Below are 19,053 nucleotides of genomic sequence, written 5' to 3' on the forward strand. Positions count from 1 at the left end.
CTTGTTCGGGAAGTCCCGCGCAAGTAGCCCCCGCACCCTGCCCTCTCCCCGAGGGGAGAGGGGAATAGTGCCATACGAGATCGCCAGCTCATACAGCGCCGGCGTTGCCCCAAATCCCTTCTCCCCTTGGGGTCCGAAGGACGGGTCGAGACCGATGGCTCGACCCCGGGGTGGCGGCAGCCGGATGAGGGGGCCACCATCATAAACGAGCACCCCATGACCACATCGCCCTTCGACCATCCCTTCCTCTCCGGCCTGCTCGGCGACGATGAAATCGCGCCCTATTTTTCCGTTGAGGCCGATCTTCGCGCCATGCTTTCCTTCGAGGCCGCGCTGGCAAAGGCCGAAGCCGCCCATGGCCTCATCCCCACTGAAGCGGCAAGGGCGATCGCCGCAGCCTGTACCAGCTTTTCTCCTGATCTCCCCAGTCTGCGATCGGCAACTGCAAGGGATGGCGTCGTCGTTCCCGGGCTCATCAAGCAGCTGCGCACCGCTGTCGGCGAGGAAGCGGCCAAGAGCCTGCATCTCGGCGCCACCAGCCAGGATGTGATCGACACCAGCCTGATGATCCGGCTGAAGGCGATCACCTTCCTGTTTGCCGGGCGGCTTTCCGCCATTGTCGCAGGGCTCGATGGACTCGAACGCCAGTTCAGCGGCAACCGGCTGATGGGGTACACCCGCATGCAGGCTGCGGTCTCGATCACTGTCTCCGACCGTCTCGTCGCCTGGCGTGCACCGCTGATCACCTATCGCGACCGCCTGACCGAGCAAAATTTTCCCATCCAGTTCGGTGGAGCCGCCGGTACGCTCGATAAACTCAGGGCGCAAGGTTCCGTAATCCGCGCCTCGCTCGCCCAGGAACTCGGCCTGACGGATGCACCGCAATGGCAAAGCCAGCGTCTGCCGATCGCCGATATCACCGGCCTGTTCTCTTTGATTTCGGGAAGCCTCGGCAAGTTCGGCCAGGATATCGCCCTGCTCGCTCAGGCAGGCCCTGAGATCGAAATCGCAGGCGGTGGCACCTCGTCGGCCATGGCCCATAAGCAGAACCCGGTTGCAGCCGAAGTCCTGGTCTCGCTTGCCCGCTTCAACGCCACGGCGCTCTCGGGCATCCACCAATCCCTCGTCCATGAACAGGAACGCTCCGGTGCCGCCTGGACGCTCGAATGGCTCTTGTTGCCGCAGATGACGATTGCAACTGCCACCTCGCTGCGGTGGGCGGGTGAACTGGTGGGGAATATCAAGCGGCTTGGAACGGCCTAAAGCGCATCGCGATCTTTCAGATCCGCCCCTTGCGGCTTTACGTGAGGCGAAACGAGGCAAGTTTCATCGAAGGAGTGCATCGTTTCTTTGTCGGCTGTGCCGGCAAGATGCATGGCTTCGACCGAATTGTGGATCGCTTCGAAAACATCGCTTTTGAACTTCCGCTTTGTCTTCATCATTGCCTCCGCGAGCGCGCCGCGGCATCGATATTCGCGCGATCTTGAACAATTCCGGTTCAGTGATCAACCGAGCTTGGCTATCGCCCGCAAATTGTCGGCCGTCGTTGTCGGGAATTCGAAGAATTCGAGATAGGCCGGGATTTGTTCAAACAGCATATCCGTGCCGACTTGAAAGGCGCAGCCCCGAGCCCGAGCTGCCTCGAGAAAGGGGGTGATCTCCTTGCTCATCACAACTTCGCCGACGAAGGTCGATGGCGAGATGCGCTCGACATCGATGGGCAGAGGATCGCCCCGTCGCATTCCAAGAGGGGTCGCATTGACGACGATGTCGAATCCTGCCGGATCGAGAGAGCCGATCGTGAGCTGCAGCTGCGGATAATATGTCTGCAACCGGTCGAGCAGCGCGGTCGCAGTCGTCGCATTGGCGTCGAAGATTGCCAGATGGGCCACACCGGCCTTTGCCAGCGACGCGGCGATCGCCGAGCCGACGCCGCCGGCGCCGACGACGAGCGCATGTGCGCCCTCGACTTTTTTGCCCTTGCGCAAAACGCCGCGGACGAAGCCCTCGCCGTCGAACATGTCGCCGATCAGCCTGCCGTCCGAACCGAGACGCACCGCATTGCACGAGCCCGCGACTTTGGCATTGGTCGATGTTTCGTCGAGCAGTGCCATCGTCGAAATCTTGTGCGGCATGGTAATCAGCGCGCCGTGGATATTGGAGAGCCGGAAGACAAGCTTGAAGAACGCCGGATAGTCCTCCGGCCTGCAGCCCATCGGCACGACGACCGCGTCAATCCCGGTCTTTTCGAAATAGGGATTGTAGATCAGAGGCGCCTTGAAGGACTCGGTGGGATAACCGAGATGCGCGATCAGTTTGGTCGTCCCGGTGATCATAGGGCTAGACTTTCTGGGGATCGGGAAAGGCGCTGACGTCAGAAAGGCGGATCATCTGCCCCGAGCGCGCCGACCTCTTGATCGCTTCGACGACCCTGAGGGTCGCGAGCCCCTCCCGGCCGCTGACGAGAGGCGATGCATCGCCACGAACGACATCGCAAAAATGCCTGAGCTGAACACAAAGTGGATCGGCTGCAGCGTAAGGCACCCGCTCCTCGGCAAGCGGCTCAAGCCAATTGGGCTTCGACGTGCTCGTCCAAAGCGTCAGGTCGGGAATTCCGAGCGATCCCTTCGTGCCGCCGATCTGGTAGCAGAACTGATCATAACGGGGAAAAGCCGGATTTTCACCGGTGGTAGCCTCCCAGCTCCAGGGCGCGGCGACGGCATCGCTGCCGTTGAGCGTGGCGAGAACACCGCTTGCGAACCGCAACGAGACGACGGCGCTATCCTCGACAGCGTGGTGCCGCACGGCGTGCGATTCCATTGCCTGCACGGCATCGACGTCACCGAAGAGAAAGCGGAAGAGGTCGATATCGTGGATCAGGTTGACGAAGGTCGGGCCGGCGCCCGCTTCACGCCGCCAGGCGATGTCGAAATAATCGTCGGGTTTGGCGACCCAGAACGTGCCGTGGACGGTGACGATCTGGCCAAGCCTCCCGCCGTCGACGATCTGTTTGGCCGCCTGGATCATCGGATTGTGGCGCCGGTGATGGCCGACGAGGATCGGTACCCCTGCCCTCTCGCCGGCGGCAACGAGCCTTGCTGCAGCATCGACGTCGTCGGCGATCGGTTTCTCCAAGAGAACGGGAATGCCGGCTGCGACAAGCTCCATTCCGTTCTCGACGTGAAGCTGGTTCGGCGTCGCCACGATGACGCCGTCAGGTCTGTCTTCGATACTTATGTCCTGGAAGTTCGCGTACCAGCGGATGCCGGCCCCCTGGGCAAAATCACGACCGGCGGCGGAAGGATCGATAACGGCGGAAAGAACGGTTCCGGGCTCGGACATCACGCGTTCGGCATGGCGTCTGCCGATCAGGCCGGCTCCCATGACAGCAATCTCTAGCGGTTTCATGATCGGCTCCCGGATTTTGACGACGGATCGGCCTTGTCCCTATTTCCGCAGGATCTCTCCGAGAAATTTTCGGGTCCGCTCGTGCTGCGGATTGGTGAAGAATTCGGCGGGCGGGGCTTCTTCGACGATCGCGCCGCTGGCCATGAAGATCACCCGATCGGCGACCTGGCGGGCAAAGCCCATCTCGTGGGTGACGCAGATCATCGTCATGCCCTCGTCGGCCAGCGCGATCATCGTATCCAGCACCTCCTTGACCATCTCCGGGTCGAGCGCCGACGTCGGTTCGTCGAACAGCATCACTTTCGGCCGCATGCAGAGCGCGCGGGCAATGGCGACACGCTGCTGCTGGCCGCCTGAAAGCTGGACCGGGTATTTGTCGGCCTGCTCCAGGATCTTGACCCGCTCGAGCAGTCCGCGGGCGCGCTCCTCGGCTTCCGCCCTGCCGACGCCGATCGCCTTCATCGGCGCCAGCATGCAGTTCTGCAGCACGGTCAGATGCGGAAACAGATTGAACTGCTGGAAGACCATGCCGACCTCGCGGCGGATCGCATCGATGGTTTTGGCCTGGTCGCTGAGTACGATGCCGCCGACCCGGATTTCACCCTTCTGGTAGGTCTCGAGATGGTTGATGCAGCGAATGAGCGTCGACTTTCCGCTGCCGGAAGGGCCGCACAGAACGATCCTCTCGCCGCTGCGCACCGTCATGTTGATGTCGTGAAGGGCCTGGAACGAGCCGTACCACTTTTCCACCTGCGCCATGGAGATCATCGTTTCTGCGGCCTGGGCGGGAATGGGACTGGTCATCGGAGAACTCCAGGAGAGGCGGGCACGGCCGCATCGAATAACAAGGGGATGCGGTTTCAGCGCGCGGAGACGGCGAACTTTCGCTCGAGGCGCGCGCCGAGAATTGTCAGCGGGCAGCACATCAGGAAGTACAGGATGCCGACGATGCCGAAGACCGTCAGCGGCTGGAAGATCTGGTTGGAGATGATGTTGCCGGCCCGCGTCAGCTCGGTGAAGCCGACGATTGAGGCAAGAGAGGTGCCCTTGATCAGCTGTACCAGGAAGCCGATCGTGGCAGGCAGCGAGATACGCAGCGCCTGGGGCAGGATGACATCCCTCATGCGGGAGACGTATCGGAGGCTGAGCGCCTTTGCCGCTTCCGTCTGGCCGCGCGGCACCGCTTCGATCGATCCGCGCCAGATCTCGCCAAGATAGGCGCTGGCATGCAGCGTCAGCCCGATGGCGACGGCCACCCAGGCATCGAGCATCAGCCCGATCAGAGCCAGTCCGTAATAGACTACGAAAAGCTGCATCAGCAGCGGCGTTCCCTGGAAGACGGCGATGTAGCCGGCGGTGACGCGTTCCAAGAGCGGGTTGCCCGAGACACGGGCGAGAGCAACGCCGAGCCCGGCAATGCAGCCGCAGACGAAGCCGACGGCGGACAGCACCACGGTCCATTTCAGACCGATCAGGAGGAAGACGAACTCGTCGTGACCCATAAAATTCCTCCTACTTGATGGGATATTTGAAGTAGCGGGCCGAAAATAGCGCAAACAGGCGCATCATCACCCAGGAAATCACGAAATAGAAAAGCGTGACGGTGAAGTAGACCTCGAAGCTGCGGAAGCTCTCCGATTCGATGCGCTGGGAAACCGAGGTCAGCTCATAGGCGGAGATCGCCGATGCAATGCTGGTGGTCAGCGTCAGCAGCACGAACTGGCTGGTCAAAGACGGATAGATTGCCCGCAATGCCGGCTTGAGAATGATCAGTCGGAAGACCTGCGCTTTATGCAGGCCTAGGGCCAGTCCGGCTTCCATCTGCCCCTTGGGGATCGACTGGACGCCGCCGCGAATGATCTCGATCGCATAGGCGCCGCCGTTGATGCCGAGCGCGATGATCGCCGTCGGCGTTGGATCCAGCCGGATGCCGGTGAGCGGAAGCGCGAAGTAGATGAAGAAGATCTGGACCAGGAACGGCGTGTTGCGGATCAATTCGACGAAGGCTATGACCAGCCAGCGCGCCGGCTTGACGGCGGAGTCGCGCAGGGCAACGCCGCCAATTCCGATGATGATCGCCAGCAGCATTCCACAAATGGCAAGCAGGAATGTCCCGAGGCAGCCGAGCAAGAGGCTCGGCAGGCCATCGATAACGGGGGTGAAATCCAACTTGTAATTCATGCCTTCGAAGCCCCCACCATGCCGGCCATGGCTTCTATGGCGAGCTCATAACCGCGGGCGCCGAAGCCGATCATGATGGCGGTGGCGACGCGCGAGACGAGGGATTTGTGATAGATCTCCTCGCGGGCATGGACGTTGGAAATATGCAGCTCGATTTTCGGCGGATCGAACATCTTCAGCGCATCGAGCAGCGCGATCGAGGTGAAGGTATAGCCGGCCGGATTGATGATGATGCCGCAGGCCTCTTTGCGTGCCTGATGCACGCTTTCCACCAGCTCGCCTTCGAAATTGGTCTGGCGGAAATCGATGGCAAAGCCGAGGCTTTCCGCCTTTGCCAGGCACTTGTCCTTGATGTCGGCCAAGGTCGTCGAGCCGTAAATGGCGGGCTCGCGCTCACCGAGCAGGTTCAGGTTCGGTCCGTTGAGCACAAAGATGGTTCTGGTCATGTCGCGCACCTCAGGGCCTCGGGTTAGGTCGATTGGATGCGGGCATCGGCATGCCCGCCTTCATGGATAAGGTTCGTCTGGAGATCGCCGCCTGCCCTTCATCCGGCTGCCGCCACCCGGTCGGGTCGAACCTGTGGTCTCGACCCCTCCTTCGGACCCCCGCTCGCGGGGAGAAGGTGATATGCGCCAACCTCTCCGTCCCCACCAACTCTTCGCAGGGCAAGTTCCCTCTCCCCGCGAGCGGGGAGAGGGTTAGGGTAAGGGCAGCCATCCTCTACCGTTCGCTCACTTCGCTGCGAACGGGATACCTTCCAGCGTTTCCGGGAATTGCGGCACCGGGACCTTCATCCATTTGTCATAGACGGCCTTGAGATCGCCGTTTGCCTTGATCTTGTCGATGAAGGTGTTGATCGCCGCATTGATTTCCTTCTCTCCGAGACGCGTGCAAGCGCCGTTGTAGAGCTTCTGGAATTCAAGCTTGTTTTCGAATTCGCCCGGGCGCGCCTTGTTCACCCGGTCCATATAGAAGATGTTGCCGCCCAGCGTATCGACCTGGCCGGAAACCAGGGCCTGAACGCTCGCAGCGTCTCCATCATAGCGGCGGATCGTCGTGCCCTCAGGCGCATTCTTGGTCACCTGTGTGTCCTGTGCAGCGCCCTTGGCGACGCCGACCGTGAACTTGGCCATATCGGCGTTGGTCTTGATCTCCGCCGATTTGGGACCGATCAGAACGATGGCATTGGCAACATAGGGCTTGCTGAACTGCACGGCCTTGGCGCGATCCGGCAGCATGGCCATGGTTGCAAACAGAACGTCGACGCGGCCGGCCGTCAGTGCCGGAATGCGGTTGTTGACTTCAAGCGGCACGAACTCGACGGTAACACCCAGTTCCTTGGCAAACAGTGTCGCGATGTCGGCGTCGAGGCCGTCCTGTTTGCCGCCGCTGGTCACAAAGCCCCAAGGCGGGTTGTCACCCTGGATTCCGACGATGATCTTACCGCGAGCCTTGATTTCGTCAGGCGTGATGGCGGCGGCCGGTTGTGCGAAGGTGACGGCAGCCACCAGGGCCGCAGCACCGAGCATCGCGTTTCGGCGCGTCAGCATAGATTTGAACATTATGTTTCCTCCTCTTTTGGCGGCCTTTCGACCGGACAGCCACCTCACCTTTTGACTGTTGGAGAAATGATTGCCAGAGACAGACGGCTAAATCAACAGAGTTTTTCAAAATCATATGAGAATTTATGATACATCGAGCTATTTGAATTCCTCAAGAGATTTGCAATAATAGGTGAGAGCGATTTTTCGCGGCTGGCTGTGGATGCCGAAAGGGTTTTGATATGAAGACCTCGATTGCGACTGTGACGATCAGCGGCGAACTGCCGGAAAAGCTCGAGTCGATCGCCCGGGCGGGGTTCGACGGCGTCGAGATTTTCGAAAATGATTTCCTGGCCTTCGACGGAAGCCCGGCCGATGTCGGAAAAATCGTCCGCGACCATGGCCTTGTTATCACGCTGTTTCAGCCGTTCCGGGATTTCGAGGGCATGCCGGAACCGCTGCGCAGCCGCACCTTCGATCGCGCCGAACGGAAGTTCGACGTCATGCAGCAGCTTGGAACGGACCTGGTGCTGGTATGCTCGAACGTCTCGCCGGCGGCCTTGGGCGGCATCGACCGGGCAGCTGAGGATTTCCGGGAACTCGGCGAGCGTGCCGCCCAGCGTGGACTGAGGGTCGGCTACGAGGCGCTCGCCTGGGGTCGCCATATTAGTGACCACCGCGACGCCTGGGAAATCGTGCGGCGCGCCGATCATCCGAATGTCGGTCTCATCCTCGATAGTTTCCACACCTTGTCACGCAAGATCGACGTCAATTCGATCCGCTCGATTCCCAAAGAGAAGATCTTCATCGTCCAGCTTGCCGATGCGCCGCTGATCGACATGGACCTGCTCTATTGGAGCCGCCACTTCCGAAATATGCCCGGCGAAGGCGACCTTCCGGTCACGGCCTTCACAGAAGCCGTCGCTGCCACAGGTTATGACGGCTATTTCTCCCTGGAGATTTTCAACGATCAGTTTCGAGGCGGCCTGTCGCGGAGTATCGCCGCCGATGGCCACCGCTCGCTGATCTATCTGGGCGACCAAGTGCGCCGCCATCTGGGCGCCGCCAGCATGACCGGGGCGGCGATGCCGCAAAGGGCTGCCGTTCAAGGTGTCGGCTTTGTCGAGTTTGCCACGGACGAACAGGATGAAGTCGAACTGGTGGCCTTGCTGCGCACGCTCGGATTCAAACAGACCGCCGTCCACCGCACGAAGAAAGTCTCTCTGTTCGAGCAGGGCGAGATCCGGATCCTCGTTAACGTCGACCAGGCAGGATTTGCCAATGCAGCCTATGCCGTTCACGGCACGTTTGCCTATGCCATCGCGCTTATCGTCGACGATGCGCCAAAGGCCTATGCACGCGCGCTTGCTCTCGATGCCGAACCCTTCACCCAGCCGGTCGCCGAGGGTGAACTCGAGCTGCCGGCCATTCGGGGCGTTGGCGGCGGGCTCGTCTATCTCATCGACGACAAGAGCGCCCTGGGGCGTTTTTCCGAAATCGACTTCCGGCCGGTCACTGATGATACCAACACGGCGTCGGCCGGTCTTTTGCGCGTCGATCACGTCGCCCAGACGGTCGGCTATGATGAAATGCTCACTTGGCTGCTGTTCTATACCTCGATTTTCGAGACCCATAAGACCCCGATGGTCGACATCATCGATCCGGCCGGAGTGGTGCGCAGCCAGGTCGTCGAGAACCAGTCAGGCGCGCTGCGCATTACCATGAACGGCGCCGAAAACCGCCGCACCCTGGCGGGGCATTTCATTGCCGAGAAGTTCGGGTCCGGGATCCAGCACCTGGCATTTTCAACCGATGACATATTTGCAACCGCCGAAAAGCTCCGCGCCTGCGGTTTCAGATCCTTGCATATTTCGCCGAACTATTACGATGACGTCGAAGCCCGCTTCGGCCTCGATCCTGCAATGACCGACCGGGTGAAAGCGGAGAACATCCTCTATGACCGCGACGAGCATGGCGAGTACTTCCAGCTCTACAGCGGCACCTATGGAGAGGGTTTCTTTTTCGAGATCGTCGAGCGGCGCGGCTATCGTGGATATGGCGCGCCGAACGCCATTTTCCGGATCGCCGCACTGAAAAGGCAGATGCGCCCGGAAGGCATTCCGAAAGATGCCGATTAATTTCCTGGTTCAGAGAATGCGGCCACTCTTCAGCACGTGTTCGACGCCGCTTTGAACGTGCCGTCTGACCACCTCGGTGGCCCCAGTGACGTCACGCTGAATGGATAGTTCGAACAAAAGCCTGTGGTCGTCGACGACAGGCTTGCCGCGAAAGCTTTCGGCCAGCATGTGGTAGCGAAGAAAGCGGTCGAAGACGGACGACAATGTCGCCATCAGCGTCGCTGAATTGCAGGCCGAAACGATTGCCTGATGGAATTCCCAATCGTAGCGGACCCAATCGACCGTGCGCGAGACGTCGCCTGCGAGCAGCTTGCGCTCGGCGGCAGCCAGACGGTGATGGGCAGCGACGATGCGCCCTTCCCATTCGAGATTTCCCGCCGCGAATGCAAGGCCGATCGCATGCGTTTCAAGCACGATCCTCAGGTCGGCGAGTTCCAGCAATTCCCGCCGCGAAGCCGGGCTGACTTCGAAACCACGCTGCCCTTCGGCGAGGACGAGGTTCTCCGTGGTCAGGCGGCTCAGAATTTCGCGCAGCGACGAAATGCCGATGGAGTAGCGCTCCTTTGCCTGCTCCAGCTTGATCTTGGCCCCCGGCGGCAATACCCCCGATATGATATCCTCGCGGATCTGCCGGAAAACGACATCGCTGACCGTTTCGGCGGGGTCGTGGACTTGTTTGAGCGTGGCTTTTCCTGGTGAGATGGCCCGGCGAGCATCCGCTGTCATTTCAACGTCCCCCGCGCCAAGGCATGCTCGACGCCGCCTTGGATATGGAAGGCGAGCACCCGCTTGGCGGTCTCCGCATCCCGCCGCAGCGCCGCGTCCAAAAGCTGTTGATGTTCGACGGCGGCGACGTCACCCCGGTAGGACAGGGCGACCATTTGATAGCGCAGATATTTGTCGAAGATGACCGAATGGGTCTGCATCAGCAGCTTCGATCCGCAGGCGGAAATCAGCGCCTGGTGGAACTCCCAGTCGTAGCGCTTCCAGTCCTCGGCCCTGCTGGTATCGCCGGATGCCATGACCTTCTCCATCCGCGCCAATTTGTAGTGGGCGGCGACTAGCGGCGCCTCCCATTCCACATCTCCATGCGCGAATGACTGCTCCAAGGCATGGCTTTCGAGCAGCAGTCTCATCGCCGCCGTCTCCTTAAGATCGGAAACCGACACCGGAGAGACCTCGAACCCCTTCTGTCCCTCGGCGACAACAAGACCCTCGGAGGAGAGCCGGTTCAGCACCTCGCGCAGCGTGCTGATGCTGGTCTCGTAGGACTCCTTCAGGTTTTCGAGCTTGAGCTTTTGGGCGGGCACCAGCCGCCCGAAAATGATGTCGGCCCGAATGCGCCGGTAGCTGCTCTCGGCGATGGTCTCGTTTACGACAGGCTGCAGCATCACCGAGTCTCTTATATTTCTCATATCATCCGATATATCGCTTTTCGGCGGGGCCGATCAAGGAAACATTCGCGCCTGAGCCAATAGAATTTTCTCATATGATACGGGGTTCTGCGGTTGAGACGGGACGAGAAATCCACCCACGCCCGCCAACGTGGGGTCCCGGCTGCACGGCGTTTCGTGGAGACTTAACGCGAGCGGTTCACAGTGGATTCGGGCCTAGAACGACGGCAATTGTTTTTTCAATCGCGCGCAACCATCTAATAGGCATGAGTACGGGAGAATGTCCCAGCCCCAGCAGACCGTTTACCGAAAACCAACCATACCGGGTTGCTTTCCGACGCGAAAGCCGATTGCTTAGGAAAATCTACTCCTTCTTCCGCTAGCGGTTAGGAGAATGAAAGGGACACAGGCAAACCCGTAAAATTCTGCTGCTTCGCATCGGGATAAACTATGATTACGATGGCGATGCGGGAAGGCCGGTTTGAAGAAAGATGACGACAGAACTGTTTCAGGTAAAATTTTGGGGCGTCCGCGGCAGTATTCCCGTTTCGGGCCCCGAGTTCGACCGCTACGGCGGTAACACATCCTGCATCGAAATTCGCTGCGGAAAACATCGGATGATCTTCGACGCGGGCTCAGGCCTGCGCGAGGCGGGCCTGTCGTTGCTCGCCGACGGCGTCAGCGACGTCGACCTGTTCTTCAGCCACTGCCACTACGACCACATCATCGGCCTGCCCTTTTTCAAGGCGATCTATTATCCTTCGATCAACGTCAACATCTGGTCGGGCCATCTCGACGGCAAGATGAGCACGCGGGAAATGGTCGAGCAGTTCATCAGCCCACCGTGGTTTCCGGTCAAGACCGACATCTGCCAGGCGACGATGAACTTCCGCGACTTCCACCCCGGCCAGGCACTGACGCCCTACGAGGGTATCGAGATCAAGACCTTCATGCTCAACCATCCGGGTGGCGCTATCGGCTACCGCATCGAATGGCAGGGCCGCTCGGTCGCGCTGATTTACGACATCGAGCATATTCCGGGCGCTCACGATCCGATCTCCTTGGAGATGATGCGGGATGCTGATCTCGTCGTCTACGACTGCACCTACAATGAAGACGAGATGCAGCGGTTCAAGGGTTTCGGCCATTCGACCTGGCAGCACGGCACCGAGTTGGCAAAGATCGCCGGCGCTAAGCGCTTCGCGCTCTTCCACCACGCTCCCTCGCGCACGGACGAGCAGCTGGCGGAGATGGAAACGCAGGCACAAGCCGTCTTCCCCGAAACCTTCGCCGCCCGCGACAATCAGACGGTCTTGATCTGATAGCTGCAGGCCGGTTTCGCCGGCTGCAGGGGGCCGCGCTTGAGCTTCCTGCGGAACCGATCGCGAGCCAGACCGTTTTCTCGGCATCGCAAGAACGCCAAAACGGGTATCAGCCATGACCGTATTTTCCGGACAATGCCTTTGCGGGCAGGTGAACCTCTCTGTTCGCGGCGAGCCCTTACGCGTCGGTATCTGTCATTGCACGGACTGCAGGAAGGAAAGCGGTTCGGCCTTCACCTTCTATGGAATGTGGCCCGCCGGCCAATTTGAGCACTCGGGAGCAACCCGCGAGTTCAAAGGCCGGCATTTCTGCACCGGCTGCGGTTCACGGCTGTTTTCCCTCGATGACGAGGAGGCGGAAATCAAACTCGGCATCCTGTCCGATGCGCCAACGCCGCTGGTCCCGGGCTACGAACTTTGGATCAAGCGCCGCGAACCTTGGCTGCAACCGGTAGAAGGCGCCGAGCAGCATGAACAAGACCGAAGATGAGCGGGACGTTGGAAGCGTTCCGATGGCCGCCCTCGTCCGGCATCGCCGCATCACCGTGGTGGGCGTCAGACTTTTCGTCGCGAAGCCGGGCGACCGGATGCCTATGCGTCCTCGCCAGATACCCAAATCCGCAATTCGCCGACTGACCTGAAACCCAGTCCTATCATCTCGTCTAGTGCTTCGCCCCTGTCATATCCGACAAGTGGCAAACCAGGTAAAAAGGCAATAGCGGCCACAGAAATGGCGTCTCTGAGGGCTGGCGGCGTGCCGGGCAAGTGAAAAATGTTGGAAACGCCCACAACCTCCGCCGAACGGTTCACGATGCAGCCAGCTTCAAATCTGTCGCCGGCTGGTTGACCGTAGATATGCATGTCGGGATCGGCCAGCAGGGCTGGCGTGAAGACTTTTGCTTCGGTGGGGCTACCCGATTGCTTCCAAGCCTGCTCCCAAAGATTCAGTTCCGCCGCATCGCGAACGCGGCTCCAATCCTCAGGCACACGCGCTGCCATCGTCGGAGACTCAGCCCATATCCATGACGCCGAAAATAACAGCCGAAATCCCTTGCTGATGAGATCGAGCGTGGAAAACCCGTCTTTCAAGCCGCATCGCCGCCCAAGCCGATCTGTCAGCCGGCCGATTTCGGCGAGTTGTTCCTCGATGGCCTCCGGATCGAGTGTCGTCAGGTTCGAATAATATGGCGGTGCAATCGCATCGCTTGACCAGAACGCATCAGTGCGCTGGTCAGGCAGTCGATGGGCGCGAAAAATCGCCTGATACAGGTCCGCATTGTTGGCGGCGCAAAGGCGGGCCTTTTCCGCGTCGGAGCGTATCCTGTGTTTCAGGAGACTGCTTTGCGGAGAGCGGTTTATCATAAGAACACCCGTTGCCCTGAGCGGTTAACACTCAGGTCTAACTCCTGAGAAGTGCCGCCGCCGGCAACCAGCAGACGGCGGGATGGCTCGTCACCGCAAATAAGGCCGACAAGAAATGCCAGGCTGCCGCATCGTGCACCAGATGGTGGGTAAGCACGCCGATCGGCTCGTCGCTGCCGGCAAAGCGGTCGCGCAACTCCGCCACCAGCTCTGCCACCAGCTCCTCTTCGGCTCGGCCGCCGCGCGTGCCGTGCCAATCGATGATGTCGACATGGGTGTTGAGAAGCGGTATCGGCCCGCCCTGCTTTGCCCGCCCATAGACCGAAAGTGCTGCGAATCCGAGGTCCGGCAGCGCTGGTATGAGGGCGGCGTCGAGGCGGTTCCACGGCGGCACCAGGACCGGCTGGAAGCGGGCTGGATGCAGACGCTGGAGCAGCCGGAACCCGTCCCGCAGCTCGCCGAGCACGATTTCCGCCGGCCGCTCGGCCCCCAGTTCCTGCTTTTTCCGTTCCGGCCCGGCATGGTTCGTATGCGACCAGCCGTGCACCGCGACGCTGACACCTGCTTCCTCCGCCAGCCGCGCCGCCAATGCTTCTCCGGTCAGGCCGGGAATGACGGCAAGCGTCAGCGGGACCGCGTTGTCGCCGGCCGATGCCAACAGCGTCTCCAGATCAGGCGTCGGTTCGATCGCATCGTCGTCCCGCAGCCAGAAGCGGGCGACGCGGCCGGCGGTCTGCCAGCGGTCGAGCTCGCGGCGCAGCGGCTCCCAGCGCATCCTGTCGGTCATCCCATCACTCCTGTTGCTGCATAATCCTGCAAAATTCCGTCCAACCGCTCGGCCGCCATCGCCAACGAGCGCTTCTCGAGTACGAAACGCCGCGCAGCCTGCCCCATGGCCTCGCGTCTTTCCGCGTCGTCAACCAGGGCTGCCATGGCCGCAGCATAGGCTGCGACATCACCATCGGGCGTCAGCAAGCCGGTCACCCCAGCCTCGACCACCGCGGGTACCCCCGCCGTTTCCTGCGCAACGACAGGCAGGCCGGCGGCCTGGGCTTCAAGATAGGCAAGGCCGTAAGCCTCGCCGCAGCCCGGCCAGACATAGAGGCCGCCGCGCCCGAGCATGCCGGCGATCTCTGACGCATTCCGCTCGCCCAGCCACTCGATGCGGCTGGCGGGGAGGTCTGCAAACAGGGCCTGCACCTCGTGTCGCATCGGACCATCGCCGATGACGGCAAGCGTCCAGGGCCGGTCTTCGACCAGCCGCAGCGCTTTTGCCAACATTGCATAACTCGCCATCTTGTCGCCGGCCCGCATCATCGCCACCGTCATCAGCCGGCGTGGATCGGGAACCGGCAACACCTTCTCGAACAACGCCGTATCGATGAAGGGTTTCAGGCCGGCAAGCCGCGCCTGCGGGATGGCGGCAGCAAGGCCCGCCCTGTCGCGCTCGGTGAAGCTGATATTGACCGCCGCCCGCCTGATCGCTTCGCCCACGAGCGTCTGTTGGCCGGCCCAGCCGGTCCGGTCGCGTTTGGCCGCATAGGAAGCTTCGACCGTTACATAGGGAATAGCGAATTCGGCTGAAATCACCGGACCGAAGTAATCGGGCGATCTGTAATAGGGGTGGTAGCAGAACCAGAGCTCGGGTCGCTGCGCTGATGTCCACTTTTCCCGTAGCCGCTGCAGCTCGGCACGGATTGCCGGCTCGAGGCCCGCTGCCGCCTCCGGTGTCGCGGCATAGCTGCGGAATTCGGAGACAATCTCGACCTCATGCCCGGCGATCTCCAGCGCTCGGATCAGCAGCCGCGCCATCAGCCGGTCGCCTGACGGCACCGGATGGTTCGGCGATTTCATCGGCGCGTAAAAAGCCACCCGCATGCACAACCCTCATATGAAGACACAGTGTTTCCGGCCGGCATGCCCGGTTGCGAAACTCCACTATTGTCCATTTCCCTAAAACTTGCGCATAAGCATATGGAATGTGATCGCGATCGAAGCAATTCCGCCTCTTTCTCAATTTCTATGAGGCTGCGGTTGCATCGACAAGAACGGGAATGAATGACGACGGCCTCAGTCACAGGGATTTTTTCGGAGCGCTCGATCAGAAGGGCAAGGCTTGGTTCCGGCCTGGTCATTTTCATCTTTGTCCTGATGCATCTGTCCAACCATGCGATCGGGCTGATTTCGCTCGCCGCCGCCGACAAGGCCCGCCACCTTTTCCTCGCCATCTGGCGCAATCCCGTCGGCACGGCGGTGTTCTATTCGTCGGTGCTGATCCATATGGCGCTGGTGCTGCGCGCGATCTACATGCGCCGCAGCCTGGTGATGCCCAAGGGCGAAACGGCGCAGATCGTGCTCGGCCTGCTGATCCCGCTGCTACTCATCGATCATGTCATCGGCACGCGTATCGCCCACGCCCTCTATGGTTATATCGACGATTACGAGGCGGTCGTCGAACTGCAGTGGATCAAAGCGCCGGCGACGGGTGTACGGCAGGTGCTCGGCGTCATCGCCGTCTGGTTTCACGGTTGCATCGGCATCCATTTCTGGCTGCGCTACCGCCCATGGTATGCAGGCGCCGCGCCACTGCTCCTGGCGCTGGCAATCCTCGTGCCCGTGCTCTCGGTTCTCGGCTTCGTGCAGATGGGCCGCACCCTTGCCGACCCCTCCTATCAGCTGACGACCAATCCCTACGAGGTGAACCTCAACGCCCACTATCTCTCCGATCCTGAGGTTCGCACCCAGATCGCCGGCGTCCGCGCCGGCCTCTACGGCGCCTTCTCGGCCTCGCTGCTGGTCGTCGTCGCCGCCCGCGCCCGGCGCCGGCTAAAGGAGCGGCTCGACCAGGTGGCCGTGCATTATCCGGGCGGCGAGGTGATCCGCGTGCCGCGCGGCTTCACGGTGCTGGAAGCTAGCCGGCTCGGCGGCCTGCCGCATTACTCCGTCTGCGGCGGCAAGGGCCAGTGCTCCACCTGCCGGGTGCAGATCCTCGGGGATTACGACAGCCTGCCTGGCCCCGACAAGATGGAACAGACGACGCTGAGGCGCATCAATGCCGGCCCGGATGTCCGGCTCGCCTGCCAGCTTCGCCCGAACCGCGATGTTGCGGTCGCGCCGCTGCTCGTGCCGGCAGTCGAAGCCGCCCTTCCCGCCAACAGCCAGGAGACCAGCCCCGGCCGCGAACGCGAGATCGCCGTGCTGTTCGTCGACATCCGCCATTTCACCACGCTGACGGAAACCCGCCTGCCCTTCGATGTCGTCTTCCTGCTGAACCGCTATTTCGCCATCATCGGCAAGGCGGTGGAGCAGGCCGGCGGGCGGCTCGACAAGTTCATCGGCGACGGGGCCATGGCGCTCTTTGGCCTCAACACCGCGCCCGATCAAGCCTGCCGCCAGGCGCTGACGGCCGCCGCGGCGATCGTCGCCGAGATCGAGAAACTCGCGGAGGAATTAGCCGAGGAACTGGCGCTGCCGCTGCGCATCGCGATCGGCATCCACACCGGCCCGGCCGTCGTCGGCACGATGGGATATGGCCGGGTGCGCAGCATGACGGCGATCGGCGATACGGTCAATGTCGCGAGCCGGCTGGAAAGTGCGGCCAAGGAGTTCGAGGCGGCGATCGTCATCTCCGAACCGGTGGCGAACCTTTCCGGCGCCGATCTTTCCGGCATTGAAAGCCGGGAAATCAGTGTACGCGGCCGGGCTCTGCCCTTGAAAGTCTATGTCATTCCGAGAGAGAAAGCGGTAGCACCGCTCAAAGGAAAAGACTGATGCCCGGCAAGCCATGGCTGACCGCCAAATACTGGAGCCGCCGGCTGCGCAAGGCGCGCAACAGAGCCGCCTCGCGCTTCTTCGACACCCGCTTCGGCCGCCGGCTGTTAATCGAGAATATCGGCCCCCGCGTCGTCTCGATGACGGTCGATGCCGGCGACCACCTGATGACCTTCTCGCCCGCCGACTATATCGGCCGCAAGGTCTTCCGGAAGGGCCATTTCGAGCGCGACGCCGTCGACCGGTTGATCGTTATCCTGCGCGAGCGCGGCCTACTGCGAAAGGATGCGACGCTGCTCGAGATCGGCGGCAATATCGGCACCCAGACCGTCTATTTTGCGCTCAGCAACACCTACGCTCATATCGTCAGCGTCGAGCCGGATCCGCGCAATTTTCCGCTGCTCGAACTCAACATTCGGCAGAACCGGCTGGAGGAAAAGGTCCGGTTCGTTAATTGCGCCGCCGGTGAGAGCGAAGGCGAGATCGACTTTTTCCTCAACCTCAACAACCACGGCAAGAGCAGTGCCATCCGCCAGAGCAAGACCGACAGGAAGATCAGCGTGCCGGTGAAGCCGGTCTCCGAAATCCTCGCCGGCCTTTCGATCGATCCGGCCGCAATCGGCCTGATCTGGATGGATATCGAGGGCTACGAGCCAGTCGCCTGTCGGTCGATGCAGCCGCTACTTGCCCGTCGCGTGCCGCTCCATATGGAGTTCACGCCGCTGTTCTACGGCCCGGAGGGCACGAAGGCCTTCATATCGATGCTGTCGGGCTTCTACGAGGACTGCCTCGTGCTGTTCGAGGATCGCGAGGAGGAGATGAAGGTGCGGGATCTGCCGGGGGAGTTTGAGCAGTACAATGTGCTGTTTTTGCCGTAGAGGCGGCTTCAGAGCCGCACCTTTGCGCGCCATGCCCTAAGGTATCAGCAAAATGCTGCCTGCGGCCCGCCCTGACTCCAGTTCGAGATGCGCTCTTGCAACATCTGCCAGGCTGAATTCGGCAGCGATCTGACAGACGATCCCCGTTTCCATGGCCTGGACTGCCGCCTGCGCCGCCTCGCGGTATCTTTCGATATCGCCACACCAGGCCATGATGCTCGGGTGAGAGAGCGACTTGCCGGGTCGAAGTTCCTCGACCGGAACCGGTGGAACCGGTCCGGCGGCTTGCCCGATGGTGACAGCCATCCCGAAGGCTCGGACCGAACGAAGACTTTTGACCAGCATATCACCGCCAATTCCATCAAAGGCGACGTCAACGCCATTGCCATTGGTGAGCAGCTGGACTTCTGCGACGATATCGGCCCCTCGCCCGACGATCAGATGATCCGCGCCGAAGGACTTGGCGAGCACCCCCTTTTCGGGAGTGCTGACGGTGCCGATCACCGTGGCATTGAGCGACTTGGCCCAGCGAACGAGGATGCTTCCCAGCCCACCAGCGGCCGCGTGGATTAGAATACGACTTCCGCCGCCAACATCGCTCGTCTTCTTCAGCAGCATATAGGTCGTCATGCCTTTGAGCAGCGAACTCGCAGCCGTTTTGGTCGAAACCGCATCGGGAAGCCTGACCACTCTTTCAGCGGCAATGGTCCTTGTCGAACAATAGGCTCCGACCGGCGGCCCCGCATATGCCACCCGGTCGCCCTCTTTCAAGTCGGTGACGTCAGGACCGATCGCTGTCACGACACCTGCAGCTTCAACACCGATCACGGCCGGATAGGAGGGCATCGGATAGATGCCCTTCCGATGATAGATGTCCAGGAAGTTGGTCCCGATCGCTTCATGAAGAATTTTTATCTCGCCCCGACCGGGATCAACGGAACGATGATCCTGTAACTGAAACCGCGTGACGTCGCCTGGGGCGTTCAACATTACGATCTGATCTGGCATCCTTGGATCTCCTTGATGCGCATAGGTTAGCGGCTGGCCAAACGTGTGAA

The 19,053-nt window shown here is 61.1% G+C and carries 20 protein-coding genes; 6 read left to right on the plus strand and 14 right to left on the minus strand.

The window, feature by feature from the left end; all coding sequences use genetic code 11:
• The first annotated feature begins 216 nt into the window (after positions 1-216).
• Positions 217-1,263 (plus strand): 3-carboxy-cis,cis-muconate cycloisomerase, encoded by a 1,047-nt coding sequence (locus RLEG4DRAFT_RS59640; protein ID WP_003574387.1) that lies wholly within the window; start codon positions 217-219, stop codon positions 1,261-1,263.
• Here the strand turns inward: RLEG4DRAFT_RS59640 and RLEG4DRAFT_RS59645 are convergent.
• From RLEG4DRAFT_RS59645 to RLEG4DRAFT_RS59680, 8 genes are all read right to left on the minus strand, one after another.
• A complete protein-coding gene (locus tag RLEG4DRAFT_RS59645; RefSeq protein ID WP_125869607.1) occupies positions 1,260-1,442 on the minus strand; it encodes a hypothetical protein in 183 nt (60 codons plus the stop codon). The genes RLEG4DRAFT_RS59640 and RLEG4DRAFT_RS59645 overlap by 4 nt on opposite strands.
• A 63-nt stretch (positions 1,443-1,505) precedes the next feature.
• Positions 1,506-2,336 carry a shikimate dehydrogenase family protein gene (locus RLEG4DRAFT_RS59650; RefSeq protein WP_003574385.1) on the minus strand — a complete coding sequence of 277 codons (831 nt, stop codon included), beginning with the start codon at positions 2,334-2,336 and terminating at the stop codon, positions 1,506-1,508.
• 4 nt (positions 2,337-2,340) lie between these two features.
• A complete protein-coding gene (locus RLEG4DRAFT_RS59655) occupies positions 2,341-3,408 on the minus strand; it encodes a Gfo/Idh/MocA family protein (protein ID WP_003574384.1) in 1,068 nt (355 codons plus the stop codon).
• A gap of 39 nt (positions 3,409-3,447) precedes the next feature.
• Positions 3,448-4,212, minus strand: a complete 765-nt coding sequence (locus tag RLEG4DRAFT_RS59660; RefSeq protein ID WP_003574383.1) for an amino acid ABC transporter ATP-binding protein — start codon at positions 4,210-4,212, stop codon at positions 3,448-3,450.
• A 56-nt stretch (positions 4,213-4,268) separates the two neighbouring features.
• Positions 4,269-4,910 (minus strand): amino acid ABC transporter permease, encoded by a 642-nt coding sequence (locus RLEG4DRAFT_RS59665; protein WP_003574382.1) that lies wholly within the window; start codon positions 4,908-4,910, stop codon positions 4,269-4,271.
• Positions 4,911-4,920: 10 nt separating this feature from the next.
• Positions 4,921-5,589 carry an amino acid ABC transporter permease gene (locus RLEG4DRAFT_RS59670; RefSeq protein ID WP_003574381.1) on the minus strand — a complete coding sequence of 223 codons (669 nt, stop codon included), beginning with the start codon at positions 5,587-5,589 and terminating at the stop codon, positions 4,921-4,923.
• Entirely contained in the window at positions 5,586-6,035 is a 450-nt protein-coding gene (locus RLEG4DRAFT_RS59675; RefSeq protein ID WP_003574380.1) for a type II 3-dehydroquinate dehydratase, read from the minus strand. The genes RLEG4DRAFT_RS59670 and RLEG4DRAFT_RS59675 overlap by 4 nt, the downstream gene beginning before the upstream one ends.
• A gap of 285 nt (positions 6,036-6,320) precedes the next feature.
• Positions 6,321-7,151, minus strand: coding sequence for a transporter substrate-binding domain-containing protein (locus RLEG4DRAFT_RS59680; protein ID WP_003574379.1), 831 nt, complete (start codon positions 7,149-7,151; stop codon positions 6,321-6,323).
• A gap of 221 nt (positions 7,152-7,372) precedes the next feature.
• On the opposite strand from RLEG4DRAFT_RS59680, the gene RLEG4DRAFT_RS59685 reads away from it, so the two are divergent.
• Positions 7,373-9,268, plus strand: a complete 1,896-nt coding sequence (locus RLEG4DRAFT_RS59685) for a bifunctional sugar phosphate isomerase/epimerase/4-hydroxyphenylpyruvate dioxygenase family protein (RefSeq protein WP_003574378.1) — start codon at positions 7,373-7,375, stop codon at positions 9,266-9,268.
• Positions 9,269-9,277: 9 nt separating this feature from the next.
• Here RLEG4DRAFT_RS59685 and RLEG4DRAFT_RS59690 read toward each other — a convergent pair whose 3' ends face one another.
• Together RLEG4DRAFT_RS59690 and RLEG4DRAFT_RS59695 are read right to left on the minus strand one after the other, a co-directional pair.
• Positions 9,278-9,994, minus strand: a complete 717-nt coding sequence (locus RLEG4DRAFT_RS59690; RefSeq protein WP_003574377.1) for a GntR family transcriptional regulator — start codon at positions 9,992-9,994, stop codon at positions 9,278-9,280.
• Positions 9,991-10,659 (minus strand): GntR family transcriptional regulator, encoded by a 669-nt coding sequence (locus RLEG4DRAFT_RS59695; protein ID WP_003574376.1) that lies wholly within the window; start codon positions 10,657-10,659, stop codon positions 9,991-9,993. The genes RLEG4DRAFT_RS59690 and RLEG4DRAFT_RS59695 overlap by 4 nt, the downstream gene beginning before the upstream one ends.
• A gap of 494 nt (positions 10,660-11,153) precedes the next feature.
• Between RLEG4DRAFT_RS59695 and RLEG4DRAFT_RS59700 the strand changes: the two genes are divergently transcribed.
• Both RLEG4DRAFT_RS59700 and RLEG4DRAFT_RS59705 read left to right on the plus strand, forming a co-directional pair.
• On the plus strand, positions 11,154-11,984 hold the full coding sequence (locus tag RLEG4DRAFT_RS59700) for an MBL fold metallo-hydrolase (RefSeq protein WP_003574375.1): 831 nt from the start codon (positions 11,154-11,156) through the stop codon (positions 11,982-11,984).
• A 115-nt stretch (positions 11,985-12,099) separates the two neighbouring features.
• Positions 12,100-12,474: a GFA family protein gene (locus RLEG4DRAFT_RS59705; protein WP_003574374.1), complete on the plus strand. Its 375-nt coding sequence runs from the start codon at positions 12,100-12,102 to the stop codon at positions 12,472-12,474.
• 101 nt (positions 12,475-12,575) lie between these two features.
• Here the strand turns inward: RLEG4DRAFT_RS59705 and RLEG4DRAFT_RS59710 are convergent, their stop codons facing one another.
• From RLEG4DRAFT_RS59710 to RLEG4DRAFT_RS59720, 3 genes are read right to left on the minus strand one after another with little or no spacing between them, the layout of a single operon-like run.
• Positions 12,576-13,346 (minus strand): hypothetical protein, encoded by a 771-nt coding sequence (locus RLEG4DRAFT_RS59710; RefSeq protein ID WP_003574373.1) that lies wholly within the window; start codon positions 13,344-13,346, stop codon positions 12,576-12,578.
• 37 nt (positions 13,347-13,383) lie between these two features.
• The gene (locus RLEG4DRAFT_RS59715; RefSeq protein WP_003574372.1) at positions 13,384-14,133 is read right to left on the minus strand and encodes a polysaccharide deacetylase family protein; all 750 of its coding nucleotides are present in this window, start codon (positions 14,131-14,133) and stop codon (positions 13,384-13,386) included.
• Positions 14,130-15,224: a glycosyltransferase family 4 protein gene (locus RLEG4DRAFT_RS59720; protein WP_003574371.1), complete on the minus strand. Its 1,095-nt coding sequence runs from the start codon at positions 15,222-15,224 to the stop codon at positions 14,130-14,132. Before RLEG4DRAFT_RS59720 ends, RLEG4DRAFT_RS59715 begins: the two co-directional genes overlap by 4 nt.
• 180 nt (positions 15,225-15,404) lie before the next feature.
• Here RLEG4DRAFT_RS59720 and RLEG4DRAFT_RS59725 point away from each other — a divergent pair, with 180 nt between their 5' ends.
• Positions 15,405-17,117, plus strand: a complete 1,713-nt coding sequence (locus tag RLEG4DRAFT_RS59725; RefSeq protein WP_003574370.1) for an adenylate/guanylate cyclase domain-containing protein — start codon at positions 15,405-15,407, stop codon at positions 17,115-17,117.
• Positions 17,117-17,995, plus strand: coding sequence for an FkbM family methyltransferase (locus RLEG4DRAFT_RS59730; protein WP_003574369.1), 879 nt, complete (start codon positions 17,117-17,119; stop codon positions 17,993-17,995). Before RLEG4DRAFT_RS59725 ends, RLEG4DRAFT_RS59730 begins: the two co-directional genes overlap by 1 nt.
• A gap of 36 nt (positions 17,996-18,031) precedes the next feature.
• Here RLEG4DRAFT_RS59730 and RLEG4DRAFT_RS59735 read toward each other — a convergent pair whose 3' ends face one another.
• Positions 18,032-19,003, minus strand: coding sequence for a quinone oxidoreductase family protein (locus RLEG4DRAFT_RS59735; protein ID WP_003574368.1), 972 nt, complete (start codon positions 19,001-19,003; stop codon positions 18,032-18,034).
• Positions 19,004-19,053 lie beyond the last annotated feature (50 nt).

The sequence above is a fragment of the Rhizobium leguminosarum bv. trifolii WSM2297 genome, assembly GCF_000271845.1.

What these genes read in the sequence shown, in the direction of transcription:
- RLEG4DRAFT_RS59640 (WP_003574387.1), top strand. Translation starts at nt 217, where the DNA reads ATGACCACATCGCCCTTCGACCATCCCTTCCTCTCCGGCCTGCTCGGC.
- RLEG4DRAFT_RS59645 (WP_125869607.1), bottom strand. Translation starts at nt 1,442, where the DNA reads ATGATGAAGACAAAGCGGAAGTTCAAAAGCGATGTTTTCGAAGCGATC.
- RLEG4DRAFT_RS59650 (WP_003574385.1), bottom strand. Translation starts at nt 2,336, where the DNA reads ATGATCACCGGGACGACCAAACTGATCGCGCATCTCGGTTATCCCACC.
- RLEG4DRAFT_RS59655 (WP_003574384.1), bottom strand. Translation starts at nt 3,408, where the DNA reads ATGAAACCGCTAGAGATTGCTGTCATGGGAGCCGGCCTGATCGGCAGA.
- RLEG4DRAFT_RS59660 (WP_003574383.1), bottom strand. Translation starts at nt 4,212, where the DNA reads ATGACCAGTCCCATTCCCGCCCAGGCCGCAGAAACGATGATCTCCATG.
- RLEG4DRAFT_RS59665 (WP_003574382.1), bottom strand. Translation starts at nt 4,910, where the DNA reads ATGGGTCACGACGAGTTCGTCTTCCTCCTGATCGGTCTGAAATGGACC.
- RLEG4DRAFT_RS59670 (WP_003574381.1), bottom strand. Translation starts at nt 5,589, where the DNA reads ATGAATTACAAGTTGGATTTCACCCCCGTTATCGATGGCCTGCCGAGC.
- RLEG4DRAFT_RS59675 (WP_003574380.1), bottom strand. Translation starts at nt 6,035, where the DNA reads ATGACCAGAACCATCTTTGTGCTCAACGGACCGAACCTGAACCTGCTC.
- RLEG4DRAFT_RS59680 (WP_003574379.1), bottom strand. Translation starts at nt 7,151, where the DNA reads ATGTTCAAATCTATGCTGACGCGCCGAAACGCGATGCTCGGTGCTGCG.
- RLEG4DRAFT_RS59685 (WP_003574378.1), top strand. Translation starts at nt 7,373, where the DNA reads ATGAAGACCTCGATTGCGACTGTGACGATCAGCGGCGAACTGCCGGAA.
- RLEG4DRAFT_RS59690 (WP_003574377.1), bottom strand. Translation starts at nt 9,994, where the DNA reads ATGACAGCGGATGCTCGCCGGGCCATCTCACCAGGAAAAGCCACGCTC.
- RLEG4DRAFT_RS59695 (WP_003574376.1), bottom strand. Translation starts at nt 10,659, where the DNA reads ATGCTGCAGCCTGTCGTAAACGAGACCATCGCCGAGAGCAGCTACCGG.
- RLEG4DRAFT_RS59700 (WP_003574375.1), top strand. Translation starts at nt 11,154, where the DNA reads ATGACGACAGAACTGTTTCAGGTAAAATTTTGGGGCGTCCGCGGCAGT.
- RLEG4DRAFT_RS59705 (WP_003574374.1), top strand. Translation starts at nt 12,100, where the DNA reads ATGACCGTATTTTCCGGACAATGCCTTTGCGGGCAGGTGAACCTCTCT.
- RLEG4DRAFT_RS59710 (WP_003574373.1), bottom strand. Translation starts at nt 13,346, where the DNA reads ATGATAAACCGCTCTCCGCAAAGCAGTCTCCTGAAACACAGGATACGC.
- RLEG4DRAFT_RS59715 (WP_003574372.1), bottom strand. Translation starts at nt 14,133, where the DNA reads ATGACCGACAGGATGCGCTGGGAGCCGCTGCGCCGCGAGCTCGACCGC.
- RLEG4DRAFT_RS59720 (WP_003574371.1), bottom strand. Translation starts at nt 15,224, where the DNA reads ATGCGGGTGGCTTTTTACGCGCCGATGAAATCGCCGAACCATCCGGTG.
- RLEG4DRAFT_RS59725 (WP_003574370.1), top strand. Translation starts at nt 15,405, where the DNA reads ATGACGACGGCCTCAGTCACAGGGATTTTTTCGGAGCGCTCGATCAGA.
- RLEG4DRAFT_RS59730 (WP_003574369.1), top strand. Translation starts at nt 17,117, where the DNA reads ATGCCCGGCAAGCCATGGCTGACCGCCAAATACTGGAGCCGCCGGCTG.
- RLEG4DRAFT_RS59735 (WP_003574368.1), bottom strand. Translation starts at nt 19,003, where the DNA reads ATGCCAGATCAGATCGTAATGTTGAACGCCCCAGGCGACGTCACGCGG.